This is a genomic window from Bradyrhizobium tropiciagri (assembly GCF_001189845.1).
GTDB classification, from domain to species: domain Bacteria; phylum Pseudomonadota; class Alphaproteobacteria; order Rhizobiales; family Xanthobacteraceae; genus Bradyrhizobium; species Bradyrhizobium tropiciagri.
On the sequence record NZ_LFLZ01000052.1, the window covers coordinates 38,177 to 60,037 of the forward strand.

Consider the following 21,861-nt stretch of genomic DNA (forward strand, 5'->3'; position numbering starts at 1 on the left):
AAGGCCGGCCCGGCTGCCTTCTTAGTCTCAATCTCCTGACAGGCGGATGACTGCCGGGCACCGCGTATCAACGCTCGATCCGGACGCCCATGCCGGGTTCGAGACCTTCCGCAGCGCCCGCGGGATCGAGGCGCAGCCGCAGCGTATTGCGGTCGTGATCGCCGATCACGCGCTCGGCCTGCCAGGTGGCGAACATCCCGAGCGGCCGCAACTCGGTGACGAGGGCCTTGGTCGCGCCATTCGCGGCGCTTCGAGTCACGTTCACGGTGTTTCCGATCGCAAGACCGTTGAGATGGTCCTCGCGCACGTTGAACGACAGCCATTGCTTGCCGGCCGCCGCGATCGCCATGATCGGCTGACCCGCGCGAACGTTCTCGCCGACCTCCGCAGCGATCACGCTGACCACGCCGTCGGCCGGCGCGCGCAGCACCATCTTGTCGAGACGGCGCTCCAGCACCGCGACCGCGGCCGCGGCGGCCTGCACCTGTGCGTCGGCGATGGCGCGCTCCTCCTTGGTCGGCCCGGCCACCGCGGCATCGTAATTGGCCTGGGCCGCCGCCACGCCGGCGCGCCCGCTGGCAACGTCGTTCTCGGCCTGGTCGAGCGCCTGCTGGGTTTCGAAATTCTGCCCCGCCAGCGTGCTGATCCGCTTGAGTTGGGTCTCGACATATTCGAGGCGCGAATTGGCCTTGGAGATGGCCGCCTTGAGGGAGTCGACCTGCTCGCGGCGCACGCCGGCGTAGACGTTGTTGCGGTTCGCGACCGCGGCGGCGAGGGCAGCGCGCGCCTGGTCGGCCTGCGCGGTCAGTTCGACGGCGGAAAGCCTGGCGAGCACATCGCCGGCGCGCACCTGGGCGCCTTTTGCGACCGCGATCGACACCAGCTGGCCGTTCACTTCCGGCTCGATCCTGACCTCGGTCGACCGCACGACGCCGACGATCGCGGGGGCCGTTGTCGCACGGGTTTCGGCGTAGATCAGCGCGCCGGCGACGAGCACCAGCGGGATGATGATGACGGCGACGCGCCTAGCGTTGGACATGTTGCTGTCCTCCCTTGAACAGCCGCGCGGAGATCACGGCAAGCGCGAAATAGCCGAGCGCAAGACACCACAGCCAGAGCCAGTCGTGCCCGACCTCCCAAATGCTTGCGCCGAGCTGGTTGATGCGCACCAGGCCGTCGATCGCGGAGTCGGCCGGGAACAGCCGCCCAAGTGCCTTGGCCGCGTCGGGAATGGCCTCGCGCGGCCAAGCGAAGCCGGCGGTGAAGAATTGCGGCAGGCTGGTCGCCAGCAGCAGGATGGTGGGGTTCTCCGGCCGCGTGAACCAGGCGCCGATCGCCTGTCCGAGGAAGCTCGTCGCCAGGATGAAGACCGAAGCGAGCGCGAACAGTTGCGGCAAATGCCCGAGCGCGGAAAAACCATAGACGCGCGGCAGCACGATCAGATAGAGCGCGAGCGTCGGCAGATAGATCGTCAGATGGGCGATGCCGCGTCCGAACACGCCCGACAATGCGCCGCTGGAGCCTGCCAGCGCAGCGCGGGTCAGCATCGCCGCTCCGATCAGGAGCGTCTGCTGCAGGATCAGGATGAAGGCCGCCGGGACGATGTAGCTCGCATAGCCGCCGACCGGATTGAAGATCGGCTGCAGCAAAACGTTGCCCGGGCTGAGGCTCGCCAGCCTTGCCTTGGCAAGACTTCCCTCGGAACGGCTACCCCGCGAAGCCAGCTCCGACGTCAGCGTGCCGATCGCGGTCGCCACGCTGCTCGCGGTCGATCTGAACACGAACAGGTAGGTGGCGTCGGCGTAGACCGGGATGTGGGCGGTGATGCCCTTGAGCACGTCGCGCTCGGTGCCGGGCGGGATCTGGATCGCGGCCAGCGCGTCGCCGCGATCGATCGCGGTGCGCGCCTCGGCAAGCGTGCGGGCGCGAACCGTCACGCTCAACGTTCCGCTGGCATCGATCGTCTCGACGATCTGGCGCGACAGTTCGCTCAGATCATCGTCGACGATCGCGATGGGCAGCTTGCGGAGGATCTGGTTCAGATAGGGCTGCGGATAATAGATGCCATAAATCAGGGGGGCCAGGAACAGCAGGGTGAAGGCGCTGCGGGTTCCGAGCACGCGCCGCCACTCCGCGATGAAGGCACCGCCGACGCCGGGCGGTGTCGGCTCACCCGCCAGCTCGTCAGAGGGCCCCGCCGTCTCGAACCAGGCCCTGCGGGTGAGGCTCGCCATGCGCAGCCATGCGAGGCCGGCGAACAGCAATGCGAGGCCCGCGAGCGCCGCAAAGGGAATGGCTGACTCCGAGATCGGCAAGCCGCGCGCCGCCTGTCCCATCAGCACCGCCATGTACCAGCGCAGCGGCAGGATCGCGCTCCAGACCTGCGCAAACGTGTTCATGCCGATGGTCGGAAAGCCGACACCCGCATAGCCGAAGGCAGGGGAGGCGATCAGGCCGGCAAGTCCGAGCCCCGTTGCGAGGTCGCCGACCAGAAGCTGCAACAGCGCGCCGATCGACAGATAGGCGATGATCAGGAGCGAGCCGGCGGCGATCATCAGCAGCAAGTCGCCCTTGAAGGGGATTTGCAGCACGCCCTCCAGCGCGAGCGTCACCGCCAGCATGATCACGACGAAGATGCAGAACAGCGGTGCGAGCTTGCCGGCCAGGGCTGCGACCGGATCGCCGCCGGCGCTTGCGAGCCACTCCCTTGCGTTGCGGCGGCGGAATTCGGAGCCGACCGAATAACCCGCGGCGAGCGTGATCACGACATGGATGATGGTCGGCAGCAGCGCGCGCAGCAGGAATTGCGCGTAGTTCTTCTGCGGATTGACCAGCGCGATGGTCTCCGCGCTCAGCGTTCCCATCGAAGCCGGGCCGGGCGCTGCGCGCCTGGCGGGCGCGGCCGCGTTCGCCCCGGCGGTCAGGGAATCGCTGAGCCCCGAGGACGCGATGCCGGCGGCGGTCAGGAATTGCTGGTTGTAGAAGCCCACGACCTGCGGGCGGCGATCGGCCTTCAGGTCGCGCTCGAAATTCGGCGGGATGAAGATCGCCGAAATCGCCTTGCCGGAGCGGATGTCGTGCACGGCGGTCGACAGCGATCCAGAGTCGTCGACGATTTTCAGGTTCGGCGACGCCGCCACGAGCTGCGTCAGCGCGCGCGAGGCATCCGACTTGTCGGCGTCGACGATGGTGACGCCGAGGCCACGGATCACCGGTTGGCTGAACACCGTCGTGAGCACCACGAAGGCAAACAGCGGCACGCCGAAGATCAGCAGCAGCGCGACGCGGTCGCCGAGCAGCCAGCGGCACTCGCGCTGCGCGACCCGCCAGAATCCGGGCTTTGAGGCCAGCCTCATTGGCGCGATTTCCAGTCGAGATAGGCACTCATGCCCGGCCGCAGCTCGGGCACCGGCTGGACCGGATAGGCACGGATCGAGAAGGTCCGCAGGTCGAAATCGCCGGTGGCGCGGGTCGCCCGCCAGCTCGCATATTCACCCTTGGTCGCGATCAGCTTGACCTCGACCGTGACGTGACGGTCGGCGAGCGCGGGAATGCGGACGTCGAACTTGTCGCCGACCTTCAGGCCCTTGACCAGATCCTCGCGCAGATCGAAGTGGATCCACAGATCGTCCAGATTGATCAGCGTCACCAGCGGCACGCCCGGCGAGACATATTCGCCCGGCTCGACGTTGCGCTGATAGACCTGCGCGCCGACCGGCGCGTAGACCGCGAGCTGATCGATCACCGATTGGACACTCTGGATGTCGGCTTCGGCCTTCTCGACATTGGCCTTCGCGATCGCGCGCTCTTCCTTGGTATAGCCGTTGACCGCCTGCTCATAGGCCGACTTCGCCTGATCGAGCCCGCGCTCGGCCTCGTGCAATGCGTCGGTGGTCTGGTCGAGGCGGGCCTGCGGCGCGTTGCCTTGCTCGGTCAATGTTTTGGCGCGATCGAAGGTCTTCTGGGCCAGCACCTGCGCCGCCTCGGCGCGCTCCATCTCCGCCTTGCGCGCGGCAATGGTCTCGACCCGCGTTCCGACCAGCACGTTGGCGAGCTGCGCATCGGCGACGGCCTTTGCAGCCCGCGTCTGGTCCTGCTTGGCAAGCGTCTCCGGGTTGTCGATCTGCACCAGGACGGCGCCCGCGGTCACGTTCTGTCCGCGCCCGACCGGGATGTCCTTGACGCGACCGTCGACGCGCGCGGCGATGTCGAGCCGCGTCGCATCGACCTCGCCCTGCACCAGCAGCGGCTCGGGCCGCAGCAGATAATAGACGGACAGCGCGATGATGACGGCGGCAACGACGCCGACAATGATGGCCGGTGTCCGCGTTGCCGAGCGCGCATTCGCCTGGGGCTCGGCCGGCGGCGGCCCCGACGTGCCTTGGGTCTCGCTACCGGAAGGTGACACGTCCATGGCTGACCCCACATTGGCTCACGACAACGATAGTCGTTCACTATGGCGTGGATGTTAAATCCTGCCAACCTCGGCAGCTTGTCCGATTTTGCTCCGATCTGACCGGTTCGCACACGCACCGGTGTTGCCGACCACGTCGCGCTGATGTTTCGCATCGAGCTGCTGTTGTGATCACCAGCGCCCGATGCGGCGACTTTTGTGTTTGCGTGCGACGACAACAGACCGGCCTTGCTCCCCCTGCATAGCCGCGTGGATCACACGGATATTTGAAGCCCCGCGCTCGAATAAATCGCATCCGATTAAATCGGGATACTTGAAGGTCGGCCGCGCCCTGCCTTTATCAAGCGCGAGCGAATTAATCGTGTGCGATGTAAATCGCGGGAGCGTTACCATGACCACCAGGATTTCCCACCTCGCCAGGACGTTCAAGACCATCGCGCTCGCTGCGGCGCTGTCGGCCATCACTGCGACGGCGGCCTCGGCCCAGGCCGCGATCTCCGAGCCGGCCGCCTTCCAGGCGCTCTATCCGTATCGCGACGTGCTCAACAACGGCGCGCCGACACCCGCGGCCAAACTCGTGCTGGAGCCGCCGGCGGTGCTGCAGAGGCTTCAGGCGGAGCAGAGCGGCATCGGTATCGTTCGCCTGCCGCGCCAAAGTTCGCATCGTGCCGGGCGCTGAAGCAGCCGCCCAATCGGATGCGGATCGCGCGCCTGTGATTGAATGATTGGCGTCATTCTATTGACGTTGGGCGCGCGCCGACTACGTCGAAATACAGGACTTTCCCTTATGACGGAGACGTTCCATGACCAAGCAGATCGACGACCTCTCAAGGTTCTATCGCTTTGAGCTCGTACACGGCGACCACGCCGATTTCATCGCCTATCAACGCAATCTCGGCGATGGCGTCTGGCAGACCTATTCGACCTGGATGATCCCGGGCGCGAGCGGCGACTAAACGCGATCGCGGCTGACGAGGCGGTGATCGAAGCCTGTTGCACAAAGAAAAACGCGCCCGGTGTGGCCGGGCGCGTTTTCTTGTTCGCAGTCATCCGATCGCCCGCAGCGGCGCGTCGTCAGTTCGACTTCACCAGCGGGCAGCCGCCCTTGTCGAGCGGGCGGAAGGCTTCGTCGCCGGGCACGGTGGCGATCAGCTTGTAGAGATCCCACTCATTCTTGGATTCCTCGGGCTTCTTGGTCTCGAACAGATACATGTCGTGCACCATGCGGCCGTCGATCCGGATATGGCCGTTCTTGGCGAAGAAGTCGTTGATCGGGGTCTTGCGCATCTGCTCCATCACCTTCGGCGCCTCGTCGGTACCGATCGCCTCGATCGCCTTCAAGTAATGCATGGTCGCCGAATAGAGACCGGCCTGGATCATGGTCGGCATGTGGCCGACCTTCTCGTTGAAGCGCTTCGAGAAGGCGCGGGTCTCGTCGTTCATGTCCCAGTAGAAGGCATCGGTGACGATCAGGCCCTGCGTCGCCTTCAGGCCCAGCGCATGGGTGTCGGTGATTTCCATCAACAGCGCGATCAGCTTCTGGCCGCCCTGGGCGAGGCCGAACTCGGCGGCCTGCTTCAGCGCGGTGGTGGTGTCACCGCCGGCATTGGCCAGCGCCACGACCTTGGCCTTGGAGGCCTGCGCCTGCAGCAGGAAGGACGAGAAGTCCGACGAGTTGAGCGGATGGCGCACGTCGCCCAGCACCTTGCCGCCGGTCTCCTTGACGACATTGGCGGCGTCGCGCTCCAGCGCCATGCCGAACGCGTAGTCGGCGGTGACGAAGAACCAGGTGTCCTCGCCGCGCTTGACCATCGCCTTGCCCGCGACGTTCGACAGCGCGTAGGTGTCGTAGGTCCAGTGCACGGTGTTGGGCGAGCAGGCGGTGCCGGTGATGTCGGAGGAGCCGCCGCCGGAATTGATGTGGATCTTGTTCTTCTCGCGGGTCAGCGCCGAGATCGGCAGCGCGACCGACGAGGTCGGCACGTCGAGGATCGCATCGACCTTGTCGTTGTCGTACCAGTTGCGCGCGATGCTGACGCCGACGTCGGGCTTGTTCTGATGATCGGCCACGACGACCTGGATCGGCTTGCCCTTCACCTTGCCGCCGTAATCGGCGACCGCCATCTCGACCGCGGCGACCGAGCCCTTGCCGGTGGCGTCCGCATAGAGGCTCGACATGTCGGTGAGCACGCCGAGCTTGACGACGTCGTCGGAGATCTGGGCGTTGGCCGCGGTGCCGGAGGCCGCAAGCGCGAGGCTGGCCGCCGCTGCGGCCAAGAGCGATTTCATCGTGTTTCTCTCCCTGATTTTTCGTCGAAGATTGCTTCCACGGGGCACCTTCTATCCGGTGCGGCAACCTGTCGCAAAGACGACTTTTTGGGCATGCGGCGGATGGAACGCCGGGATCGGCGAGGGACGCGGAACGATGTTGGATGAGCTGGGTCGAGCGACCGCTGTAGTGCACCTCTCCCGCTTGCGGGGGAGGTCGGCGCGTAGCGCCGGGTGGGGGGTATCTCCACAATATGACTCGTGGAGAGAGCCCCCGCCCCAACCCTCACGCGCAAGCGGGAGAGGGGGTTCAACCGCTGTCGCGGCTGCCATCCAATCTACTCGCGTGACAATCTAGCTACAGCGCCGGTAGCGCGGTGACGGCGGCCTTGATGGTGCCGTCGGTTTCCACGACCACCCGGAGCGTCTTCGAATCGAACGCGATGCCGGCAAGGCGGATGCTGTTGACGTCGGCGTCGACCCGGATGCCTTCCTCGTTCTTCTGCAGGTCGGCGATGGCGGCGGCGATCTTGCGCTGCGCGTTGCTCGCGAATGGCTTGAGGTCGACCACCAGCCGGTCGGCGAGCGCCTGCTGCATGTGCGGGATCGCCGCGCGCGCGGCGGCGCCGAGCAGACCGAACGCGGCCTCGGACTCGACCGCCAGCTCGACGTCGGCGAGCCGCAGCGTCTGCGCCGCCTGGTCGAGCCGCGGCCGGCCCCAGATATGCACCGTCGCCTCGGCGCCGAGGCCGAAGAAGCTCTTCTTCTCCTTGGCGTGCACCAGAAGCGAGATCAGAAGCCGGTCGCCGGAGGCGGCGATGCTCGCGCTCTTGACGGTGACGTCGACCGGGCCGGAGCCGTCCTCGGGGAAGGTCTTGCCCTTGAGCTGCGCCTCGACGAGTTGCGTCAGCGTGGTGAAGGACATGTCGACCGGCAAGCCGACCGAGACCTGGCTCGGCATCGGCGGCACGATCGAGAGCTTGTCGGGGAACGGGCAGTTCGGCGTGGTCTGCGTCTCCGTGATCCGCGTCTCGGCCTCGATCCCCATGGTCAGGATCAGCGAGGACGCATCGACCTTCGGCTGCGCGGCGATCGCGCGGGTCGGCCGCAGCTCGAGCCACATCGGCGGCATCGACGCGGTGCCGCCGGTGCCCTGCAGCGGGATCGAGCGGCAGGCCTTGGTCCATTGCGTGCGGGCGGTGTTCTGGAACACCGGGTCGTTGTGCAACCGCGCCTCGACCACCGAGATCTGGTCGGCGACCGCCTTGTCGATGACAGGCTTGACCTGGGCCGGTACGCTGATGCGCACGCCGGCGGCCGACAGGCCGGTGTCGCCGAGATTGACCTGCGCCTGCAGGTTCGGCTCGATCCGCCAGGACGCACCGAGCTTTGGCCGCGCGGTCAGCGTGACGCTGCCCTTGATGTCGGCATTGGCGTTGATGTTCTTGATGTTCACGGCGCCGATCTGCTTGGCGACATTGCCGCCGAGCAGGTTGCCGAGCGCGTTGGTGACGGCGCCGGTCGCCTTATCCGACAGCGAGCCGGTGACCTTGAGCGTGCCGTTGATCGGGGTCGTCAGCGTCAGCACGTCCTGCGCGCCGGTGGCGGCGATCGGCCCGCGCGACGCGGTCCAGCCGATGTCGGCATTTTGCAGGATTTGCTGGACCGGGTTGTCGGCCTTGCCGCCGAAGGTCTTCGGCGCGCCGCGTTCGGCGGCATCGCGGATCGCCGACAGCGCGACCGAGACCTGCGCCACGACCGTCGAGGAGCGCGGCGCCTGCGGCAGCGGCGGCAGTTGCACCAGCGGCGGCGTCTGCACGGTGACGCTCGGCGCGAGCCAGTCCATGGCCTTGAGGCTGATCGCGAACGAGACCAGCAACACCGTGAGCCCGAGCGCGATTGTTCTTGGATGCATCGGTAGACGCATCGTCCCCCCGGATGAAAATCAACTTGACGGGTTGTACAGGCCCCTCGACGAGGGCGCCAGTGTGGCGGGATCAAGCTGCTTCAGGGGCGGAAGGCCGCCGCCCGCCCGCGATCACCCAGACGTTAACGATCCGGACGTTAACGATTGTGAACGCGACGACGGCCCCGGCATGATGCCGGAGCCGTTGTCGATGTCTGAATGTGTCGGGTTTAGCGGACGGCCGAGCCGAGATCGGCGCGGCGGTCGGTCATCGGCAGCACGATTACCTTGGTGCCGACGCTGACCCGCGAATACAGGTCGGTGACGTCCTGATTGGTGAGCCGCAGGCAGCCGGACGAGACGTGGGTGCCGATCGTCTCAGGCGCGTTGGTGCCGTGGATGCGGTACACGGTGCCGCCGAGATACATGGCGCGGGCGCCGAGCGGGTTGCCGGGGCCGCCGGCCATGTGGCGCGGCAGATAGGGCTGGCGGGCGATCATTTCCGGCGGCGGTGTCCAATCCGGCCATTCCGCCTTCTTGGTGATGGTCTGGGTGCCCGACCAGGTGAAGCCGTCGCGGCCGACGCCGATGCCGTAGCGCATCGCCTGGCCGCCTCCGAGCACCAGGTAGAGATAGGTGTGCGGGGTGTCGATGATGATGGTGCCGGGCGCCTCGCGGGTCGGATAGGCGACGACCTGACGGCGCAGGCGGGCGGGCAATTCGACGGATCGGTCTTCCTCCTGCGCTTGCGGCATCGACTGCACTGGCGGCTGCACGGCCTCGGTCGGCGGCGTCAGGATGAACGGGAAGATCGGCAGCGGAGCGGCCGCGGCGGAATTCGAAAAGGCAACGGTGCCAATCGCCAGCGCACCGAAGGCGGCGGCAGCGAGACGTGCGTTCAGCTTGATGGAATTGAACATTGTCGACCCCTGTTGTTTGCGCCCTGCGCGCCAGTTCCGGCGCGTCGTTGGGTCAAACCAGTACAGGTGAGGCGTTTCAGGACGTTTGCACGAAATCGCCAAAATGGTTTCGTGCCGTTAGGGGTTTGTTTCGTCCGTGTTTCGTCGAACGGTTAAGGGCGGGTTGCCGGGAGGTGTCCCGTCCCAAGACATTTTTCCTGGCACGGCCCTTGCTGTCCGAAGGCGTGGTTCGGAATGGAGTGGAAATCATGCCAGCGCCTTCGATCGGGAGCATGCTGGATCGGCAGAAAGGCTTTGGTCCCGGGTTCGATTTTCTCCGCGTTGCGCTCGCGATCGCGGTGGTCGCAGGGCATACGCCCTATGTTGCCACCGGTCGCGGCGATTCCGATCCGACGTGGATCCTCTGGTTTCCGCAATTTGCGATCCTGGTGATGTTTTTCGCGCTGAGCGGGTTTCTGATCGCCGCAAGCGGGCTGCGGCTCAGCGTCAAGGAATTCCTGATCAATCGCGGCTTGCGGATCATTCCGGCGCTCGCGGTCGAGATCGTGCTGTCGGCGTTGATCCTCGGGCCGCTCTTCACCACGCTGCCGCTCTGGGACTATTTCATCAGCGCCGGCACCTGGAAATATCTTACGAACGTCGTCGGCCTGGTGAATTACACGCTGCCGGGCGTGTTCAACGGCAATCCCGCGCCGGAGGTCAACAGTTCGCTGTGGACCGTGCCGTTCGAATACGGCTGCTACGCTGTGATGGCGGTCATCATGATGTTGGGGCTGCTGCGCAAGCCGCTGCTGATCGTGCTTGGTGTTGTCATTCTGGTCGGCATCGGCTTTGCTGTGCAGATCACAGGGCATACCGCCAATCCGTCGCAACTCCCTCCCGGCGTTGCGGGCACGCTGTACGACAAGATCTTCAGCACGGCGCTGTTTCTCGGACGCGGTGCGAAACTGCCGGTCGCCTGTCTGCTCGCAATCGTGGTCTACCTCTACCGCGATCGCATTCCCTATGACGGGCGGATTCTCGCCGCCTGCTGTGCGCTCTGCCTCGGCGCCGCACTGCTTGGGCCGGCAGCCTGGATGACCCAGCCCGTCCTCAATGCCATCATCGCGCCGGCGCTGATCTATATCACCGTGTTTCTCGGCGTCTCCAATCTGCCGCGGCTGCCGCTGTTTTCGAAGGGCGACTACTCCTACGGCATCTATCTCTATGGCTTTCCGATGCAGCAGGTGGTGAAAGTCTGGCTGCCCAATGCGGCGCTGATTGTCCAGTTCGCCGTCGCCCTGGTGCTGATCACGGCGTTCGCGGCGTTCTCCTGGCACTGCATCGAGAAGCCGGTCCTGAAGCTGCGCCGCCATTTCTCCTTCGTGGCGCGCAAGCGGCTCGAGCCGGACGAGAAGGCCAAACCGCTCGAGGGGATCGGGCCGCTTGCGGTCAGTGTGAGCGGCAGCCGGAGCGCGCGATCTTCCTGACGGGAAGCCACAACGCCGGCGGCACTCAGAGGTGAATGTATCCGGCCAGTCCGTCCCACAGCAGCTTGGCCGCGGTGACGACGAGAATGGCGTAGCAGGCGCGGTACAGCGCGCGCTGGTCGAGCCGTTCGTGCAGCCGCCAGCCGGCCCAGACGCCGACCGGCACGGCCGGCACGCACAGCGCCATCAGCATCCACAGGCTCCGCGACGGCGTGGCGAGCACGAGCCAGGGACCTGCCTTCAGCAGGTTGCCGACCGTAAAGAACAGGCTGGTGGTGCCGGCGTAAAGCGCCTTCGACATGCCGAGCGGCAGCAGATAGATCGCAAGCGGCGGCCCGCCGGAATGCGCGACCATCGTGGTGACGCCGGAGGAGAGACCGGCGAACGTGGCCTTGATCGTCGAGCGCGGACGCGGCTTGATCTCGCCGCCGCCGATGAACCACAGCGCGGCGAATACCAGCGTCACCACGCCCATCACGATCTCGACCGCATGCCGGTCGAGATCGCGCAGCACGAAATAACCAAGGCCGATGCCGACGACGAGCGCGGGCAGCAGCATCGCGAGGTCGGCCCGCGACCATGTATTGGGACGCCAGAACCGCAGCGCCGTGATGTCCATCACGACGAATAGCGGCGCGAGCAGCGCGCCGGCCGCGATCGGGTCCATCGCCAGCGAGAGCAGCGGGATGCCGACGATGGCGAAGCCGCCGCCGAACGCGCCTTTCATGAAGGCGATCAGGAAGACGCCGGCGAGCGCCACCGCGAGCACGAATGGCGTGGGCAGGTCGGCGATGATGGACGTGATCATGGTGTTGTGCGGAGCGTTGTGGCCGTACTCATACATGGCCAGGCGCGCATCCACGCGCAATCCAAACATTGCTCTCGGTGCACATTGCTCTCGGTGCAATCGGCGTGTACGCGCTAGCCGGTGCGCATCCTCGGCAGGCCCGGCCGATCGCCGTTGATCACGGCACGGCGGTCGGAGACGGCATGATGGAATTGCTCGAGCGTCAGCCCGATCACCGACAGGTCGCCTTCCTCGATCGCGCCGTCGTCGTAGCAATCGAGCGCCTCGCGCAGCAATGCGTCGGCATCGCTCTGCATCGCCGCGAGCTGCTCCGGCGTCTCGGCGCTGCGTACCCGCGAGATCAGGGTCAGCAGATTGTCGCGGTGGGTGATGTATTGCTCGCGCTCGTCGCGTTTTATGTGGTGGCGGAGCCAGGCGCCGGCCGAACCGATGCCGGAGATCAGCAGGATGCCGCCCCAGATGTAGTCGGAGTATTTTTCGAGGAAGGTGCGCTCGGTGCCGTCGATATAGGCGGCAGCGCCCTGATGCGCCGGCAATGCGGCGTCCTTGTCGGTGTCCGGCTTCTCGATCTTGGCTGCCGCCGGCAGGTCGCGCGCGACCTGGAAGCGCTGCGTGAACAATTGCCGGTCCAGCCCGCCGACGGTCGCCTCGTGCAAGCTGTGCTGCGCGATGATCAGGTGATTGACGCTGACGGTCTCGACCTTGTCTTCGGGGCGTGCCGGCGACGAGGAGAAGATGCTGCCGGCGATCTCTTCCGATTCGTAGAGCGGATGCTTCTGCGCGATCGCCTCCGAGACCTCGATGGGAATGAATTTCGGCTCGCCGCGCGCAGCAGCCGTCGCCGCGATCGCTTCCGCCGTCACCTTGCTGTCGAGCGGGCCGACGGTCATGTAGGCGTCGAGCGAAGGATCGCGCGCGAGGTCGGCGACCTTGTTGACGGCGAACTGGCTGACCGCGACCTTGTCGGGATTGACGCCGGACTCGGTCAGGATCACGCGCAGCAGCGTGACATTGGCCGGGGTGCTGCCGACCACGCCGACCTTGTGGCCGGCGAGATCGTCGATGCTCTTGATCTTGGCGGAGCGGTGCTTGCCCTTGCCGCCCGAGGGGGTCCATAGCACGACGACGTTCTTGCGCAGGATCGCAACCGACTCGGCGCTTGCCGGCAGACTGAGATCGCCGCGCACCACGGCGAGATCGACCTTGTTGGCCGTGAACAGCGCGATGCTCTCGGCGGCGCCCTGCGTCGGGACCGGCTTCAATCGCACCGAACTTCCGTCGTGCGCAAACGCCTGAGCGAAGCCCTGGATGAGCCTGACGTCGTCGCTGCCGATCGGGCCGACGGCAATCGTTAGCGTCACCGGACGCAGCGCATAGAACAGCGTGCCGGCGGCAGCGCCAAACACAAAGATGCCGACCGCAAGTATCAGGAGTGACGAGTTTCGCCTTCTGAGCCTGCGGCGCGTGGTGCCCGAATTTTCACTCTGCTCTGACATCTGATTGTCACGTTACACGAAAAACCGGCGGTTTGCCCTGAAAATCAACCTAACATTTCGATGACGTCATACGTTTGAAACATCCATGTCAGAACGTCATGCGAGCAGAATCAAGATTAACGATTTGGGTTTCCTGCGATGCGCATACTCGTTGCGACCGATGCCTGGCATCCGCAAGTCAATGGCGTGGTTCGGACGCTGACGTCGCTCGCGCGCAGCGCCGAGACGCTTGGCGCCGAGATCGAATTCCTCACCCCCGACGGTTTCCGTTCGGTCGGCGTGCCGACCTATCCGGGGCTGCGGATGGCGCTGCCGAACCGCCGCGAGATCGCGCGCCGGATCGAGGAGGCCGCGCCCGAGGCGATCCACATCGCGACCGAAGGACCGATCGGCTGGGCGGTGCGCGGCTATTGCCAGCGCAACAAGCTCGCCTTCACCACGTCCTATACGACGCGCTTCCCGGAATATGTTTCGGTCCGCACCGGCATTCCCGACAGCGTCGGCTACGCCGTGCTGCGCCACTTCCATGCGGCTGGATCGATGACGATGGTCGCGACCGACTCGCTGCGCACAGAGCTTGCCGAGCGCGGCTTCCGCAGGCTCGGCTTCTGGACCCGCGGCGTCGACACCAAGATCTTCAATCCGGATCAGCCGGCCGTGCTCGACCTGCCGCGGCCGATCTTCATGACGATGGGTCGCGTCGCGGTGGAGAAGAATCTCGACGCCTTCCTGTCGCTCGACCTGCCGGGCTCCAAGGTGGTGGTCGGCGACGGCCCGCAACGGGCGGCGCTGGAACAGAAATATCCCGACGCGATTTTCCTTGGCGAGAAGAAGGGCCAGGATTTGACCTCGCACCTCGCCGCCGCCGACGTCTTCGTGTTCCCGAGCCTGACCGACACCTTCGGCGTCGTGCAGCTTGAGGCGCTGGCCTGCGGCACGCCCGTCGCGGCGTTCCCGGTCACCGGCCCGAAGGACGTCATCGCGGATCATCCGATCGGCGCGATCGACAACGATCTGCGCAGCGCCTGCCTGCGCGCGCTGAACATGTCGCGTGCCGATTGCCGCAATTTCGCGTTGGAGCGTTCCTGGGAAAACAGTGCGCGTCAGTTCATCGGCAATCTGGCCACGTTGCAGCCGAGCCGCGCGCCGCGGCCCGCCCGCCGCGTCGCCGGCCGCAGTGCGGTTCCGAATTAACAGCTCAATCGAACGAAAGACGAGAGACTATCTATGGCTGAAATCATCAAGCTGGGTGCCGACCGTTCCCTGGACTTCGACCGCGAAACGGTCGAGCAGGCCTATGATCGTTGGGCGCCGATCTACGACCTCGTGTTTGGCGGCGTGTTCAGCAAGGGCCGGCAGGCTGCGATCCAGGCCACCAACAAGATCGGCGGCCGGGTGCTCGAGGTCGGCGTCGGCACCGGCATCTCGCTGCCGCTCTATAGCCAGAATGTGCGCATCTTCGGCACCGACATTTCCGAGGCGATGCTCGAGAAGGCCAAGAAGCGCGTCACCGAGCAGGGCCTGAAGAATGTCGAGGGGCTTGCGGTGATGGACGCCGAGAAGCTCGAATTCCCCGACAATTCGTTCGACGTGGTGATGGCGCAGTACGTGCTCTCGGCGGTGCCGAACCCGGAAGCAGCCCTCGATGAATTCGCCCGCGTGGTGCGTCCGGGCGGCGAATTGATCATCCTGACCCGGGTCAGCGCCGATGCCGGCGTCCGCCGCTTCATCGAGCAGAAGCTGCAGCCGGTGGTGCGCCCGCTCGGGTTCCGGACCGCCGAATTCGCCTGGTCGCGCTACACCAAGTGGCTCTCCGGCGCGCGGGGCATGGAGCTCGCCGAGCGCCGCCTGATCCCGCCGCTCGGCCATTTCTCGCTGGTCCGCTTCCGCAAGGCGGATGTCGCCAAGGCGGCCTGAAGAGGCAGCCTGAAGAGGCGGCCTGAGGCGGCCCAGTCCGCCGGTCCTCCCGGGTGAGGTGGCGCACGGCGCGCCGCAAACCGGGAGGCTACGATCTCCTCTGCCTCAGCCCCGCAAATCTCCGGGATGAGGCGAGACCCTTCTCCAGTCGCGTCAAGGTGTCGCTCCGCATTGTCATATGTCATTATGATGATGTCACACGCGATACATCGAATCCCTGTAGATCCTGTCCCGAAAGATGTTGGGGGAACCAATGATCAAGAATTTTCTGCAAGAGCTGCGTACCCAGCGCTGGGATGACCATCGCTTCTACCATCACAGCCGGATCAACCAGAGCCTGCACTTCGTCAGCGCGCTGAGCTTCCTGTTCGCCTATGTGATGCTGTTCTTCGATCCGGTCGTGTCGGCGCTGGTCGGCTGGCTGGTCTCGATGACCTCGCGCCAGGCCGGTCACTTCTTCTTCGAGCCGAAGGGGTATGACCACGTCAACCAGGCGACCCACGAGCACAAGGAAGACATCAAGGTCGGCTACAATCTGCAGCGCAAGGTCGTTCTGATGGCGATCTGGGCGCTGTCGCCGATGGTGCTGTACTTCGATCCGACCCTGTTCGGCCTGTTCAAGCCCTGGGTCACGATGGGCGACTTCACCCGCCAGGTGGCTAAGATCTGGCTCGCGGTCGGCGTCGGCGGCCTCTTGTTCCGCACCTTCCATCTGTTCTTCATCCGCGACGTCGAAACCGGCCTCGTCTGGATGACCAAGATCATCACCGACCCGTTCCACGACCTGAAGCTCTATCACAAGGCGCCGCTGTTCCTGATGAAGGGCGAGCTGATCGATCCGGGCCTCGAGAAGCACGTCAAGCACGCCTGATCGTTGCTCCCAGCGTCTTCCAACTGCGTCATGCCCGGGCTTGTCCCGGGCATCACCGTTCTTAGGCCATGTCGGATACCCTCTCGTTGAGCCGCTTCGACCGCACGACCACTTCACCTCGCCCCGCTTGCGGGGAGAGGTCGGATCGCGTTAGCGATCCGGGTGAGGGGGGCTCACCGCGAGTCCGTCTGTCATATATCTTGTGGATGCAGCCCCTCACCGCAACCCTTTCCCCGCAAGAGCGGGGCGAGGGGGGGAGAGAGCAGGGCCAGCCGTCAGCGCCCAAACCTCACGGCGACCATCTCTTTCAGGATCTGCCGCTTGATGTTCTTGTTGGTGAGGCCTTCCTTGTGCCACCACCAGCCGTCGCGCTTCATCTTGTCGCAAGCCGCGACGAAGCGGTCGCTGACCTCCGCGAAATCCGCGTCGGTGTAGTTCAGGCTGAAGATCAGGCGGCCGGTGCCGACCCAGCTCAGCGCCAGCCCCTCGGCGCGCAGGTAGTATTGCAGCATCCAGTTGTAGCGGGACGGCTCGGTGTAATAGACGGTCCAGATCGACGAGATGTTGCCGACGCGAACCGGCAAGCCTTGCGCTTCGAGCCGGTCGTTGAGCGACTTGGCGCGGCCGTTCCAGGTCTCGTCCAGCCCGTTGTAGATCGAGCGGAAGTTCGGGCTGGCGAGCCGGCTCAGGAACTCGTCCATCGCCGTCATCACGTAAGGGTGCGAGTTGAAGGTGCCGCGGGCGAAGCAGATATCGGCCGGACGGTCGTCGCGGAAGCGCCGCATCAGGTCCTTGCGACCGCACACCACGCCGACCGGAAGCCCGCCGGCAAGGCTCTTGCCGTAGGTCGCCATGTCGGCCTTGACGCCGAAATATTCCTGGGCGCCGCCGGCGGCGAGGCGGAAGCCGACGAACACCTCGTCGAAGATCAGGACGATGCCGCGCTCGGTGCAGACCTCGCGCAGCTTGTTCAGCCATTCGGTGTAGGCGGCGCGGTCGTACCGGGAGGAGCGCGACGAATCGACCAGGGCGGAATCGCCGGGCGCGTTGCCGTTCGGATGCAGCGCCTGCAGCGGATTGACCAGCACGCAGGCGATGTCCTTGCGGGTGCGCAGCACGTGCAGGGTCTTCTCCGACATGTCGGCGAGCGTGTAGGTCTCGTGCGGCGACACCGGATTGCCGACGCCGGGCTGCACCTCGCCCCACCAGCCGTGATAGGCGCCGGCGAAGCGCACGAGGTGCGTGCGCTTGGTGTGGTAGCGCGCGAGCCGCACCGCCTGCATCACCGCCTCGGTGCCGGACATGTGGAACGAGACCTCGTCGAGACCGGAGATCTCGCAGAGCCGCTTCACGTTGTCGGCAATGATCGGGTGGTAGGGGCCGAGCACCGGACCCAGCGCATGGGCGCGCTTCTCACCCTCGGCGATGCACTCCTTGTAGAAGTCGTTGCCGAAGATGTTGACGCCGTAGGAGCCGGTCAAGTCGTAGGAGACATTGCCGTCGAGGTCGGTGACGGTGACGCCGCGGGAGGCCTCGACGAAGGCCGAGGTGCCGAGATGCTCGCGCACCAGGCGGCTGTACTGGAACGGCACGCGATAGCTTTCGGTGAACTGCAGATCGGAGATCCGCTCCGTCACCTCGGCGGTCAGCGCGCGGCCCTTGGGATAGCGATCCTGGTAGATGCCGGCGAGGCGGAAGAAACCGTCCTGGCGCTGCATCGCGATGTCCTTCGGCGCTCCGTCGGAGCAGAAGAACTGGTCGATGTCGAATTCGTAGTGCGGCACCATGCGCGCCACCATCTTGGACATCTTGGAATGTCCGGTCAGCGAGCGGTGCTTGGCGCGCGACAGCGCGATGCGGGCCTGAATTTTGGGGAAAGCTGCGGCGGCGCCGGCAAGTGCGGCGGCGGACAGCGAGAGAATCGGAAGGGATGTTTCCATGACAGAAGCGCTAGCCTCAGCACCTAACAAATTCATGACAGTCAAGGGCCTGATCTCGGCATTCACTCAGCAGGAAGACCTCAATTTCCTGCTAACCAACCGGATTCCGCGGGCCGCGCTGACCCGCTTCATGGGCTGGTTCTCCAAGATCGAGAACCCCTTGGTGCGCGACGCCTCGATCGCCTGCTGGAAGCTGTTCTCCGACCTCGATCTGTCGGAAGCGAAGAAGACCGAGTTCAAGAGTTTGCACGATTGCTTTACCCGTGAGCTGAAGCCGGGCCTGCGCCCGGCGGCGGCCGATCCCGCCATCATCGCGAGCCCGTCGGATGCGATCGTCGGCGCGCATGGCCGGATTGAGGACGGGCAATTGTTCCAGGTCAAGGGCGCGCCCTATTCGCTGCTTGATCTGGTCGGCGATCCCGCACTGGTCGAGCAGCATCGCAACGGCCGCTTCGTCACGCTGCGGCTGACCTCGAGCATGTATCACCGCTTCCACGCGCCGTATGATCTTGCCATCGACAAGGTGAAGTTCATTCATGGCGACGTCTGGAACGTCAATCCGATTGCGTTGAAGCGGATCGAGCGGCTGTTCTGCAAGAACGAGCGCGCGGTGCTGCGTGCAAAACTGCCGACCGGCGAGGCGCTGACGCTGGTTCCGGTCGCCGCGATCCTTGTCGCCAGCCTTCGCCTGCATTTCCTCGACATCACGCTGAACGCGCAGTCGCGGGGCCCGGTGGATTTCCCGTGTGACGCGCATGTGAAGAAAGGCGATGAACTCGGCTGGTTCGAGCATGGCTCGACGATTATCGTGCTCGCGCCCGACAATTTCGAGTTCTGCGACAATGTCGCCGAGGGAGCGCGGATCAAATGCGGCGAACCGCTGCTGCGAAAGCCCTCATAGTGCCTGCAAGCGAGGTGGGCGCCGGTTCGCGTGAAGAATGCGCGTCAAAAAGGAAACTTTGATCGCGTTTTTCCTTCGCGTGTCATTGTTTGAGCATGATCTGCCCGGAAAACCGGTTTCCACTTTTCCGGATCATGCTTTAGAATGGCTGCGATCGTCGTGCGACGATCCTAAATCGCAAACCTTTGGGATATGAGATGGCGCGGACGCCTGTTCTGGCGGCGGGAGGTATTGTGCTGCGGCGGGAGGCGCCGCCGCGCTTTGCCGTCGTGCGCCTGCGCAAGCGCAATGAATGGGTGCTGCCGAAGGGCAAGCTCGACGACGGTGAGACGGCGCGCGCCGCCGCCGAGCGCGAGGTGCTGGAAGAAACCGGCCATGACGTCGACGTGCACGAGTTCCTTGGCACGCTGGTCTATGATTCAGGCGGGCGCTCGAAGGTGGTGCATTACTGGCGCATGGATGCCGGCGGCAAGCCGGTGCGCGAATTGATGAGCGACATCAGGGAAGTCGACTGGCTGCCGCTCGATGCGGCGTTGGAGCGGCTGTCACGCGGCTATGAACGCGCGTTCCTGGAGAATGTCGGCCCGATCGCGTTGCAGGCCGCGGCGCAGGCCGAGCGCGAGCGGCGCGCGCGCTTGCGCGTTGCGTCCGCGGAACGCCGGCGTGCGCGCCTTGCCGCGGAAGAGCTGATCGTTGACACGCCCGTGGCGGTTGACACGCCCGTGGTCGCCGATACGCCTGCGAACGCTGAAGTCCTTGTTGACTCTGAGATGACTGTGGCCGCCGAAACGCGCATTGCCACTGAAGAGGCGGCTGAGACGCCGATCGTCGTTGACGCGCCGGCGGCTGTTGAGGAGCCGGTCACGGCGGAGGCGTCCGATTTTGCGGAGACGCCGGCTGTGGATGCTGAGCCGGATCAGCCCGCGATCGCGCCGGAGCATGCCGCTACGGATGCCGGCGAAGCGGTCGAGATCGGGAACGCCTTGGAGGCGGTTGCATCGGAAGAGCCGCCATCCGCGCGCGAGATCGAACCCGTTGCCGCGGCCGTTCAGCCGATCCCGCGCAAGAATCTGATCGAGCGCGTGCGGGACTGGCTGCGCCGCGCGGCGTGATCAGCGGGACACTGCCTGCCGTCGCTCCGCCCGGGGCATGGCTGGCTGGGAAGCCTCGATTTGCTGCTGCAGGGCAACGCACTCGGCAACGCGCTTGGGCGAACCCAGCTCGGTTGCCAGCAGCCGTGCCGCATGGACTTCGGCCACGGCGCCGCGACTATCGCCACGCTCGATCTGGAGCCTGGAAATCTGCAACCTCAACCGTACGACCTGGACCCGCCCTTCGATGCTCGACCACAATTGGCGGGCGAGATGGAGATGCCGCATGGCTGCTTCGTGATCCTGCCGGGAGAGGGCGAGGATCGCCTGCGCTTCGTTGGTGAGCGCGCGGATCGAGGGCATCGGCCAGCGATCCGGATTTCCCGAGAGTTCGCAGATCAATGCCTTTGCCTGACCGCTCCGACGCGTGTGTGCCGCAACCAGCGCCAGATGCGCGAGCAGGATTCCCCGCCGTTGCAATGTCCACCAGGTCTTGCCGATCAAGCTCCGTTCCAGGCCTGCATAGGCGGCTTCGGCTTCGCCTCTTGCGAGCAACAGCATGGCGCGGCCCGGCTCCGGGCACCAGCCCAGCGTGTAGGCCTTGTCGTAGGCGTCGAGCGCGGCGTCGTCATTGCCGATCGCAGCCAGGATGTCGCCCAGCACCCGATTGGCATCGCCCATCGACCATGGCGCATCGCTCGTCAGCCGCGCCAGCGCGTCCTGGATACGAGCCAGCGCTTCGTCGAGCGAGCCCCTGATGCCGAGCACCTCCGAGCGATGCAGCTGGCATGAACCTGTCAATTCCATGCCGCTGCTCGCACAGAAATTCTGGTAGCTCCGTGTCCACTGGTCGGCCCGTGCCCAATCTCCGAACATCCGGGCGGCCCAGAGAATGTTGCAATAGAGGCTGCCGCCCATGATCGGGTCCAGATTGTTGCTGGACAGCGCAACCGCGGCGGCATGGTCCTGATCGGCCTGTCCGCCATGCGTATCGCCGAGGCACAGCCGATAGAAGCCGCGATAGGCGAGGCTCAGCGCTTCGACGTTGAGCGCATCCTTGTATCTGACGGACGTGTAGGCGGCGTCGGCCAACGCGAGTGCCTGTTCGGGCTCGCCATCGAACGCCGCCAGCTTCGACTGCATCCACAACAACAGGGCGGTCGTCGGAGGATCGTCTAGCTTTGAGGCCCAATCTTCCGCGCGCGCGAGCCAGCCCTTTCCGATCGCGGCCTGTCCGCTCTCGAAATGCAGGCCCGAGAGCGCGATCGCATCGACCGCGGCTCCGGCGGCATCACCGGCCTCGCTGCGCGCGGCGACCGCGCGAACCAGAATCGGAATCGCTGCCGCAGCTTTGCCCAGGCATTGCAGCGCGAGCGCCCAATCGTGCAGGTCTTCGGCGCTCAGCTGACGGTCGTCCTTGGCACTCTCGAACAGGGTTGCCGCCTGCAGCCACAATTGCGCGGCCGCCGCGCGGCGGGCGAGTCCGAGGGTGGCGTCGGCCTGCTTTTGGGCGATCCGTTCCGGCTGCCTGATCTCGGAATCGACAAAGAAGCGATATCCCTTGCCCGGCAGGTTTCGAACCGCGCCGTCCATGCCGCCGTGGCGAAGCGCGGCGCGCAACGAACTCACCGCCCGCTGCAGCGAGTTGTCGGTGACCGTGACATCAGGCCAGACGGCTTCGAGGAGTTCTTCCTTGGAGATGACGCGCTCGCGGTGGCGGACGAGATAGACCAGCAAATCGAACACGCGCGGCTGCAATGCGATCTCTTGGCGCGCGCACAACAGTACGCGTCCAGCTTCATCAAGCTCGAACAGTCCAAATGAGAATGCCATGTGTATAGGTCCGTGGTCGCCTGAAAA

At 65.3% G+C, this 21,861-nt stretch carries 18 protein-coding genes; 8 read left to right on the forward strand and 10 right to left on the reverse strand.

Annotated features, from left to right (window positions below):
• Positions 1-67: 67 nt before the first annotated feature.
• From AKN84_RS31480 to AKN84_RS31490, 3 genes are read right to left on the reverse strand one after another with little or no spacing between them, the layout of a single operon-like run.
• On the reverse strand, positions 68-1,039 hold the full coding sequence (locus tag AKN84_RS31480; RefSeq protein WP_050424371.1) for an HlyD family secretion protein: 972 nt from the start codon (positions 1,037-1,039) through the stop codon (positions 68-70).
• Positions 1,026-3,356 (reverse strand): ABC transporter permease, encoded by a 2,331-nt coding sequence (locus tag AKN84_RS31485; RefSeq protein WP_050424372.1) that lies wholly within the window; start codon positions 3,354-3,356, stop codon positions 1,026-1,028. Before AKN84_RS31485 ends, AKN84_RS31480 begins: the two co-directional genes overlap by 14 nt.
• Positions 3,353-4,414 (reverse strand): HlyD family secretion protein, encoded by a 1,062-nt coding sequence (locus AKN84_RS31490; RefSeq protein WP_050424373.1) that lies wholly within the window; start codon positions 4,412-4,414, stop codon positions 3,353-3,355. Before AKN84_RS31490 ends, AKN84_RS31485 begins: the two co-directional genes overlap by 4 nt.
• Before the next feature lie 391 nt (positions 4,415-4,805).
• On the opposite strand from AKN84_RS31490, the gene AKN84_RS31495 reads away from it, so the two are divergent.
• Together AKN84_RS31495 and AKN84_RS48215 are read left to right on the forward strand one after the other, a co-directional pair.
• On the forward strand, positions 4,806-5,093 hold the full coding sequence (locus AKN84_RS31495) for a hypothetical protein (RefSeq protein WP_050424374.1): 288 nt from the start codon (positions 4,806-4,808) through the stop codon (positions 5,091-5,093).
• A gap of 124 nt (positions 5,094-5,217) precedes the next feature.
• Complete coding sequence (locus AKN84_RS48215) at positions 5,218-5,370, forward strand: hypothetical protein (protein ID WP_167351889.1); 153 nt, start codon at positions 5,218-5,220, stop codon at positions 5,368-5,370.
• Between the two features lie 118 nt (positions 5,371-5,488).
• On the opposite strand, the gene AKN84_RS31500 is transcribed toward AKN84_RS48215, so the two are convergent.
• The 3 genes from AKN84_RS31500 to AKN84_RS31510 form a co-directional block, all read right to left on the reverse strand.
• Positions 5,489-6,703, reverse strand: coding sequence for an ABC transporter substrate-binding protein (locus tag AKN84_RS31500; protein WP_050424375.1), 1,215 nt, complete (start codon positions 6,701-6,703; stop codon positions 5,489-5,491).
• 337 nt (positions 6,704-7,040) lie between these two features.
• Positions 7,041-8,609, reverse strand: a complete 1,569-nt coding sequence (locus AKN84_RS31505) for a DUF4403 family protein (protein WP_050424376.1) — start codon at positions 8,607-8,609, stop codon at positions 7,041-7,043.
• A gap of 209 nt (positions 8,610-8,818) precedes the next feature.
• Positions 8,819-9,508, reverse strand: coding sequence for a L,D-transpeptidase (locus tag AKN84_RS31510; protein WP_050424377.1), 690 nt, complete (start codon positions 9,506-9,508; stop codon positions 8,819-8,821).
• A gap of 248 nt (positions 9,509-9,756) precedes the next feature.
• On the opposite strand from AKN84_RS31510, the gene AKN84_RS31515 reads away from it, so the two are divergent.
• On the forward strand, positions 9,757-10,977 hold the full coding sequence (locus AKN84_RS31515; protein ID WP_244485614.1) for an acyltransferase family protein: 1,221 nt from the start codon (positions 9,757-9,759) through the stop codon (positions 10,975-10,977).
• A gap of 25 nt (positions 10,978-11,002) precedes the next feature.
• On the opposite strand, the gene AKN84_RS31520 is transcribed toward AKN84_RS31515, so the two are convergent.
• The gene (locus AKN84_RS31520; RefSeq protein ID WP_050424393.1) at positions 11,003-11,785 is read right to left on the reverse strand and encodes a sulfite exporter TauE/SafE family protein; all 783 of its coding nucleotides are present in this window, start codon (positions 11,783-11,785) and stop codon (positions 11,003-11,005) included.
• A gap of 113 nt (positions 11,786-11,898) precedes the next feature.
• Positions 11,899-13,281: a TAXI family TRAP transporter solute-binding subunit gene (locus tag AKN84_RS31525; protein ID WP_050424378.1), complete on the reverse strand. Its 1,383-nt coding sequence runs from the start codon at positions 13,279-13,281 to the stop codon at positions 11,899-11,901.
• Positions 13,282-13,419: 138 nt separating this feature from the next.
• Between AKN84_RS31525 and AKN84_RS31530 the strand changes: the two genes are divergently transcribed.
• From AKN84_RS31530 to AKN84_RS31540, 3 genes are all read left to right on the forward strand, one after another.
• Positions 13,420-14,475: a glycosyltransferase family 4 protein gene (locus AKN84_RS31530; RefSeq protein WP_050424379.1), complete on the forward strand. Its 1,056-nt coding sequence runs from the start codon at positions 13,420-13,422 to the stop codon at positions 14,473-14,475.
• Positions 14,476-14,508: 33 nt separating this feature from the next.
• Positions 14,509-15,198 (forward strand): class I SAM-dependent methyltransferase, encoded by a 690-nt coding sequence (locus tag AKN84_RS31535; protein WP_050424380.1) that lies wholly within the window; start codon positions 14,509-14,511, stop codon positions 15,196-15,198.
• A 253-nt stretch (positions 15,199-15,451) separates the two neighbouring features.
• Positions 15,452-16,069 (forward strand): hypothetical protein, encoded by a 618-nt coding sequence (locus AKN84_RS31540; protein WP_050424381.1) that lies wholly within the window; start codon positions 15,452-15,454, stop codon positions 16,067-16,069.
• Positions 16,070-16,344: 275 nt separating this feature from the next.
• Here the strand turns inward: AKN84_RS31540 and AKN84_RS31545 are convergent, their stop codons facing one another.
• On the reverse strand, positions 16,345-18,009 hold the full coding sequence (locus AKN84_RS31545; protein ID WP_050424382.1) for an aminotransferase class III-fold pyridoxal phosphate-dependent enzyme: 1,665 nt from the start codon (positions 18,007-18,009) through the stop codon (positions 16,345-16,347).
• 34 nt (positions 18,010-18,043) lie between these two features.
• Between AKN84_RS31545 and asd the strand changes: the two genes are divergently transcribed.
• Together asd and AKN84_RS46195 are read left to right on the forward strand one after the other, a co-directional pair.
• The gene (asd, locus tag AKN84_RS31550) at positions 18,044-18,910 is read left to right on the forward strand and encodes an archaetidylserine decarboxylase (RefSeq protein ID WP_050424383.1); all 867 of its coding nucleotides are present in this window, start codon (positions 18,044-18,046) and stop codon (positions 18,908-18,910) included.
• Positions 18,911-19,107: 197 nt separating this feature from the next.
• A complete protein-coding gene (locus AKN84_RS46195) occupies positions 19,108-20,022 on the forward strand; it encodes an NUDIX hydrolase (protein WP_128971300.1) in 915 nt (304 codons plus the stop codon).
• On the opposite strand, the gene AKN84_RS31560 is transcribed toward AKN84_RS46195, so the two are convergent.
• On the reverse strand, positions 20,023-21,834 hold the full coding sequence (locus AKN84_RS31560; RefSeq protein WP_050424384.1) for a winged helix-turn-helix domain-containing protein: 1,812 nt from the start codon (positions 21,832-21,834) through the stop codon (positions 20,023-20,025).
• Positions 21,835-21,861: the final 27 nt, after the last annotated feature.